This window comes from Pseudoalteromonas sp. MMG007, from assembly GCF_018100985.1.
Lineage (GTDB): Bacteria > Pseudomonadota > Gammaproteobacteria > Enterobacterales > Alteromonadaceae > Pseudoalteromonas.
Window position 1 is genome coordinate 132,636 of the sequence record NZ_JAGJEI010000010.1, and the last position, 7,167, is coordinate 139,802.

The 7,167-nt window shown below is 39.9% G+C and carries 7 protein-coding genes; 2 read left to right on the top strand and 5 right to left on the bottom strand.

Translation table 11 applies throughout. The features are described from left to right. Positions 1-49: 49 nt before the first annotated feature. Both hldE and J8L71_RS12955 read right to left on the bottom strand, forming a co-directional pair. Entirely contained in the window at positions 50-1,489 is a 1,440-nt protein-coding gene (hldE, locus tag J8L71_RS12950; RefSeq protein ID WP_211000903.1) for a bifunctional D-glycero-beta-D-manno-heptose-7-phosphate kinase/D-glycero-beta-D-manno-heptose 1-phosphate adenylyltransferase HldE, read from the bottom strand. Continuing rightward, positions 1,489-2,079 carry an SIS domain-containing protein gene (locus J8L71_RS12955; protein ID WP_211000904.1) on the bottom strand — a complete coding sequence of 197 codons (591 nt, stop codon included), beginning with the start codon at positions 2,077-2,079 and terminating at the stop codon, positions 1,489-1,491. The genes hldE and J8L71_RS12955 overlap by 1 nt, the downstream gene beginning before the upstream one ends. A 182-nt stretch (positions 2,080-2,261) precedes the next feature. Between J8L71_RS12955 and waaA the strand changes: the two genes are divergently transcribed. Both waaA and J8L71_RS12965 read left to right on the top strand, forming a co-directional pair. Further along, positions 2,262-3,545, top strand: coding sequence for a lipid IV(A) 3-deoxy-D-manno-octulosonic acid transferase (gene waaA, locus J8L71_RS12960; RefSeq protein WP_211000905.1), 1,284 nt, complete (start codon positions 2,262-2,264; stop codon positions 3,543-3,545). Further along, positions 3,542-4,090, top strand: a complete 549-nt coding sequence (locus tag J8L71_RS12965; protein WP_089346903.1) for a DUF1415 domain-containing protein — start codon at positions 3,542-3,544, stop codon at positions 4,088-4,090. The genes waaA and J8L71_RS12965 overlap by 4 nt, the downstream gene beginning before the upstream one ends. 32 nt (positions 4,091-4,122) lie before the next feature. Here J8L71_RS12965 and J8L71_RS12970 read toward each other — a convergent pair whose 3' ends face one another. Genes J8L71_RS12970 through J8L71_RS12980 form a run of 3 tightly spaced genes read right to left on the bottom strand, consistent with a single transcriptional unit; the run spans position 4,123 to position 7,119 of the window. Then, a complete protein-coding gene (locus tag J8L71_RS12970) occupies positions 4,123-4,452 on the bottom strand; it encodes a YdbL family protein (RefSeq protein ID WP_211000912.1) in 330 nt (109 codons plus the stop codon). A gap of 10 nt (positions 4,453-4,462) precedes the next feature. Then, positions 4,463-4,660 (bottom strand): YnbE family lipoprotein, encoded by a 198-nt coding sequence (locus J8L71_RS12975; RefSeq protein ID WP_010556932.1) that lies wholly within the window; start codon positions 4,658-4,660, stop codon positions 4,463-4,465. 2 nt (positions 4,661-4,662) lie between these two features. Further along, on the bottom strand, positions 4,663-7,119 hold the full coding sequence (locus J8L71_RS12980) for a YdbH domain-containing protein (protein WP_211000906.1): 2,457 nt from the start codon (positions 7,117-7,119) through the stop codon (positions 4,663-4,665). Positions 7,120-7,167 lie beyond the last annotated feature (48 nt).

A 7,167-nucleotide genomic window follows, 5' to 3' on the forward strand; every position in this document is an offset into this window, starting at 1 on the left:
GGTTGAAAACGCAGTTTTCAACCCTTTTTATTTGAAACAAATATCTACATCACTGCTTTATTTTACTAATCACTTTTGATGTAGAGCAACCATCTAAAAACGTCAGCACTTCTACTTTTCCACCATGGCGCAGGACATGATCGGCCCCGGCTATTTGCTCTACAGTATAATCGCCACCTTTTACTAAAATATCAGGGCTAATTTGCTCGATTAATTTAGCTGGCGTGTCGTTTTCCTCAGCGCTGCCAAAGGGGATTACCCAATCAACAGAGGCAAGTGCACTTAATACCATTGCGCGCTCATCAAGTGGGTTTATTGGGCGCTCAGGGCCTTTTAAACGGGTAATAGATTCATCATTATTTAACCCTACAACAAGCCTATCTCCACGCGCTTTAGCTTGTGCTAAGTAGCGCACGTGGCCTGCGTGTAAAATATCAAAACAACCATTGGTAAATACAATGGTTTCGCCGTTTTGCTTTGCAAACTCAATATGCTGCAGTACATCATCAAACGGAGTTTGGTAGTGCTCTCCATTGGTGTGTAAGTATTGGCCTAACTTTTGGCTTAACTCTTCTGGTGACACTGTAGCTGCCCCCAGTTTACTTACCACAATGCCCGCAGCTAAATTGGCAATTTCTACCGCATCTTTAGGGGCCATACCTGCACCAAGCATTACAGCCAAAGTTGCAATTACCGTATCGCCTGCGCCAGTCACATCGCTTACTTCTAACTGCTGAGCTGCAAAGTCGTGTTTTTCATCGGCATTAATTAACGACATACCTTGCTCTGAGCGTGTAAGTAGCATGGCTTTAATACCATTTTTACTAATCAACTCACGGGCACTTTGCGCTAAAATTTCTTCAGAGCCGGTTTTACCACCTGCTAAATTAAACTCATGCAAGTTAGGCGTAATGTAGTCTGCACCTTCGTACAAGTGTAGGTCTGGCGATTTAGGGTCTATAAGCACGGTTTTACCCGCCGCTTTTGCAATACTCACCATTTCTTTAATTAAACTGAGTGAGCCTTTACTGTAATCAGAAAACACTACAAAGTCGTACTCATCAAGCACCAGCTCTAAGCGATTTAATAACAGCTGGCTATGCTGCTCAGTAAATGTCTCTTCTAAATCAAGGCGCACAAGTTGTTGATGGCGGCTAATAACGCGCATTTTAGAAATAGTCGGTAAATCACATACACTCACAAGTTGTGAACTTATTTTTTCACCTTTTAAAATATTTTCTAAAATTTGCCCGCTTTCATCCTCGCCAATTAAGCCAAGGAGTCCTACTTTGGCATCAAGCCTAGCAATGTTTTTAGCAACATTGGCTGCGCCACCGGCTTTGTCTTCAAACTTACTTACCTTAACAACAGGTACAGGCGCTTCTGGCGAAATACGCCCAGTGTCACCGTACCAGTAGCGATCAAGCATTACATCGCCCACCACTAAAATACGTGCTTTAGATAAGTTTTTTAATAACGATAAATCCATTACTGCTGCTCCGCAACAACCATATCTATGGCTTCACATAACCAATGGCCAATAAACATATGCGCCTCTTGGATGCGTGCTGTTTCATCGTTTTTGATAATAATTGGCAGCTTGGCAATATCTTTTACTTTTCCGCCATCACGGCCTGTTAATGCAACAGTAAATGCCCCAATTTTATTGGCGGCTTCAAGTGCTAAATTAATATTTGCACTGGTACCTGAGGTTGTTAAACCAATGACTAAATCTTCTGGTTTACAAAGCGCCTGAACTTGGCGCTCAAACACGGTATCAAAATGGTAGTCGTTACTGTGCGCAGTAAGAATTGACGTATCGGTTGTGAGTGCCATAGACGCAAGCGGTCCGCGCTCTAATTTATAACGTACTACAAATTCGGCCGCTAAATGCTGAGCATCCGCTGCACTTCCGCCGTTACCAAACCAAATAACCTTACCACCAGCTTGTAATGCACTATGGCATGCTTCTAATAACTGCATAGACTCTTGATGATAAGCCTCCATCGTTTCAAATAAGGCTTGATGACGGTTTAAACTTTCAACGTAGCTTGTTGCCACAGAATCGATAATTGACATGAAAAATTCCTCTAGGAACTGAAATGGCAGGAAAAAATTAAATCCATTATTCCACAGTTTTATTTAGTTGTGTGCATTTTATAGGAATATAGCTGAACTGGAGCATAATTTAGTGCTTCACATGTTCAGAAATTATCACTTTCGCGTTAAACTAAGGGCACTTACCTCAATAAAAGTTCAGTATGGCACGCATTTTTTACTCATTCGCATTAATTTTAATTAGCCCGCTGATTGTATTTTACTTATATATTTTAAGAGGTAAAAAAAACAAAGGCTACCGCGCACACTTTAAAGAGCGTTTTGGCTTTGTGAGCAAAAGCTTATGTACAAGTAAAGGCAAACCGTTAGTTGTGCACTGCGCCTCTGTAGGTGAGGTGCTTGCAGCTGCACCACTTATTAAAGCGCTGCAAAAACAACACCCGCAGCTCAATATACTTATTACCTGCAATACGCCTACCGGGCGCGAGCAAATAATTAATCAATTTAAAAATACCGTGGCGTGTAGTTATTTACCTATGGACTTTCCTTTTTCGACCGCTCGATTTTTAAAACGTATAAACCCACAAGCACTATGCATATTAGAAACCGAGCTTTGGCCAAACTTAATGGCAATAAGCCATAAAAAAAATATTCCTGTACTGGTACTTAATGCTCGCTTGAGCGAAAAATCGCAACAAGGGTATCAAAAGGTTGCTAAGCTAACGCAAATAATTATGCGTTCAATCGCGGTACTTGCAAGTCATAATAAAAAAGATGCCGAGCGGTTTATTGAGCTAGGTTTAACCCCCTCAAAAAGCCATGTTACAGGCTCAATTAAGTTTGATATAAATCCAAGCAATGAGCAGCTAGCCTCAGTTGCAAACCTTAAAGCACAATATAAAACTCAAGAGCGGTTTGTATGGGTGGCAGGCTCTACTCATCCACTTGAACACGAAATGATATTAAATGCCCACCAGCAACTATTAAAAAAATACCCAAATGCACTTTTAGTTATTGCCCCTCGACACCCTGAACAGTTTGATAAAGTAGCCGACACGTTAGCTCAAAGCCCCCTTAGCTTTAGTCGTCGCAGCAACAATAACTATCAAAATGAGCACGTACTATTGGCCGATACACTTGGCGAGCTGCAATGTTTATATGGGGCTGGTGATGTAAGTTATGTAGGCGGTAGTTTAATTCGCCGCGGCGGGCATAACCCACTTGAAGCTGCAGCTTTTTCAGTTGGTGTAATAACTGGCCCACATACGTATAATTTTGATCATGTATATCCTGAGCTTATAAAATTAAAAGGCGCTGTGGTTGTTGAAAATACCGATGAGCTTGCTACACAATTAATTAATTTAAGCCAAAACACTAAAGCCTGCCAAACCTTAGGGAATAAAGCGCAGCAGTGCGTATTAAGAAACCAGGGCGCCATTAAAAAAACATTAACTATAATTAATCAGTATTTAGAGCCAAAAGCATGACCAATTTAGCTATTACTCAAACCCGTGAGTGGGTATCGTCGGTTATTGTAAAGTATAACTTTTGCCCATTTGCCCGCAAAGAAGTTGAGAACAACTGCATTCATTATGTGCTTAGCCCAGCAGTAAAAATTGATGATGCGGTAATGGATATGCTTGAGCAATGCACACAGCTTGATCAAAACCCAGAGCGTGAAACCACACTAATACTGTTTGATAAAGGCTTTAGCGATTTTGAAGACTTTTTGGATTTAGTTGATTTAGCCAATGCGCTACTGGTTGCACAAGGCTTTGAAGGGAAATATCAAATTGCTAATTTTCACCCTGACTACGTATTTGCCGACAGCGACGAAGATGATGCCGCAAATTACACAAACCGAGCTCCCTACCCTACACTGCATTTAATCCGCGAACTAAGTATGAGCGAAGCGCTTGAAAGCTATGACGAGCCAGAATCTATTCCTGAGCACAATATTAAACTTGCTAGGCGAAAAGGTATCGACTTTTGGCAGCAGCTTTTAGAAGGCATAAAAAAACCGAGCGCATAACCGCTCGGTTTTTAAGTAACACAGTTAATATATTACTTTTTAACCCAACTGCCATTTACTTCAACATAATGACCGTTTTGGGTTTTTTTGATAGTTTTAGCCGCTGCGAGTGCTTCTACTTGGGCGAGTGATAAATTGTTCTTCTTAGCTAGTTTTAAATACTGAGCTTTGCGCTTTGCGTTAATTTCTTCGACAACGGCTTTCGCCTCGCTATTTTGTACAACTAAGCCTAAATAACCCGAACTGTTCTCACCCACTAAGCCTTGGTTTTTAGCGTCATCTAAACTAATCGCCCACGCCGAAAACGACATATACACTGCACCAATTAAAGTGGCAATACTTAATTTATTTTTTATAGTCATCATTTAGCTCCTAAAATAATTCGCTGTCGTCACTGAACAGGGTATCGAGTTCTTTATCCACCTTTACACGAATTTCGTGATCTACTTTTACATTAAGGTTGATAGTTATTGGCTCTTTAGCTGCTACTTCTACTCTGTGTGTACATGCGCTCAATGCGCTAATAGCAGCAAGGGCAATGATCGCCTTAATGCTTAACGAATTTTTCATCATTAGTTTCCTTTTTGAGAATATTGCTGCTCAACTTTTTGTGTTATTTCGTCACTTAACCTTAGCGCTCTTAGTAGCGTAAACACGTTTTCTTCATGATTATAGTTAAAATTAACTTGCTGCTGTTGTGGCTCATTAAAGCCTTGTAAGTTAACACCTAAATTTAACCAGCCATCACTTTTAAGTGCTACTGTACTATTAAGTTTTTGTATATCAAGGTTTTTAAGTAAGCTCAGTACAGGCTGTAGTTCTTGTTGCTGTTGCATAACAGAGTCAAATGCTGCGTTATTACTAATAATAAGCTTCCCTTGGCCTTGATTGGCTAGGCTGCCATTTTTTACCTCAACCCCTGTTTCATCAAAATAAAATGGCAACGTCCCTTTTAGCCTACCTGTTAGGGTAATACCCGACTTATCGTCAAGCGTTATTAATTTGCTGGCATCAACATTATCAAACGTAACATTAGCTGTTTGCTGCGATTTTAAAAGCGAGTATTTATCTAATTCAAATACCCCACCAAATACATTGCCATTTATATCAAATGCTTGTGCGCTATTGTTTACCACTTTTATTTTGCCATTAATATTATTAACTACCGCGCCCGCTCTTAATTCATTAACGTTAAAGGTAGTAGGCTCAACATTAAGCTGTCCTGAATCATATTGCCCACTAAGTTGCGTCCTAAACTGATTAGCTAAGTAATCGTTATAAAGCGCGCTGGTATCATCAACAGTTAAATTAAAATTGGCTTTTTGTAAGTTAACATCGCCACTAATTAGCCCACCAAACTCGCCTTTAGTGAGTTGAGCTAACGGCTCAAATTGGCTAATAATTGAATTTAGCGAAAGTACATTTTGCTGCGGGATTATTACTTCAAACGGGTGTTCTACTTTTGAAATATGGTGATTAGCCACCAGCTCTATACCGTTTACAAATACATGATGAGACGCCTTAAGCGCTCTGCTTTGAACGCCCTTTGAATCTACGTTTATATTTTCTAAATTAATGCTCGGGCTTGTCAGTGTACTTATTTGGGTATTCGCTGATAAATGAGCAAATAACTCACCCACGTCTAAGTTTGCCTTTACACTGAGGGTATTATTAATGCCAGTGAGCTTATACTCATCGTATTGAGCGCTTTTAAACTCACTTTTTAAAACCACGTTTGCATCGAGCTTTTCACTCATATTTGCCACTAGCTTACCTGTATAAGCATTAATAGTAGTTCCATAAGCAACGGCTTTGTCAAAGCTAAATGTAGTACTTAATCTACCTATGGGTTTAGAGTCAATGAGTTGAGTAAGTGTAAAATCCCCTGCGGCTTTTACATTATTAGCATCAGCCGGTAAAAATTCAGGCAAAGCGGGAAGCGCAATATCGTAATTGCCACTTAGTTGTGCGTTTTCAAGCTGCATATTTAGCACTACAGCCTTTATATCATCAGTGTGTAGCTGCGCTTTAAGCTGCGTGCGCGCACTTTGCAACGGTGTAGCTATATTTATAAACGTATCTGTAAAAGTTATGTCTATCTCTTGCTCGCTTTGCTCATCGCTTGTAAGCGTTATTAACGGCAAGGTTAAATTATTATCTACTAGGCTTATTGGTTTAGGTAAAGCCCACTGCCAATTAAGGGGAAGTTGCTTAACTGCAAAGGCCTTGTAGTCACCTTCAGGAATAAGAAATTGGCAGTTATTACCAAGCGTTACATTGTTTTTAAGCTTGCTTGGGTCAAGTGAAAGCTTTTGGGTATTTAAATTATACGCAGCGCTTAGCACTCCTTTTGAGCTGTTTGTTATATCACAGCTTTGTATTTTATAGTTATACTGGGCTTGTAGATCACCAGTAAGGCTAGCCTCTACCCCGTTAAAGCTAAATGTCTGCGCTGCATTAAAGCTAAGCCCATTTAAAAGCTCGTTATCTGTTTTAAGTAACTGTTTAAGCAATCCATCATTAACTTTAAACTGCCCTTGTACCTTATTATTGTAAAGCGTTGCGCTAGCACTTAAGTCACCACTTACTACAAATTGGTTAAGCTTAGGCTCCTTAATGCTTAGCATTAGAGGTTGATTTAAAAACTCACTGTTTATACTTAGTTGCTCAACTGTAATTGTTGGTCTTTTTTCGGGCAGGGCTAAATCTAAAATTGCTGCAGGGCTACTTGCTTTATCACTTTGAGGAAGTGGATTTATATTAAGCGCCGCATGTTTAATTTCAACATGGCGAGTATTTGCGGTAATGCCTGTAACTACAAGCTCTTGGTTTTGGTAACTCAAGCACGCTTTTTGTACATGCACATTTAGCTTGCTGGTAAGCGAAAAGTCTAAACAATTTAAAGTAACGCCCCTTTTTTCAAGCGCAGGCGCTACAGCCCATTGTAATAATGGCAAACGAAATACATAGCCAAGCAATACTATGCTTAGCAATACAGCACCCATAATTAAACCAACGCGCTTTAACATACTATCCTTAATTAGCTTCATACCTAACAAACTATCGTAATTTTAAAT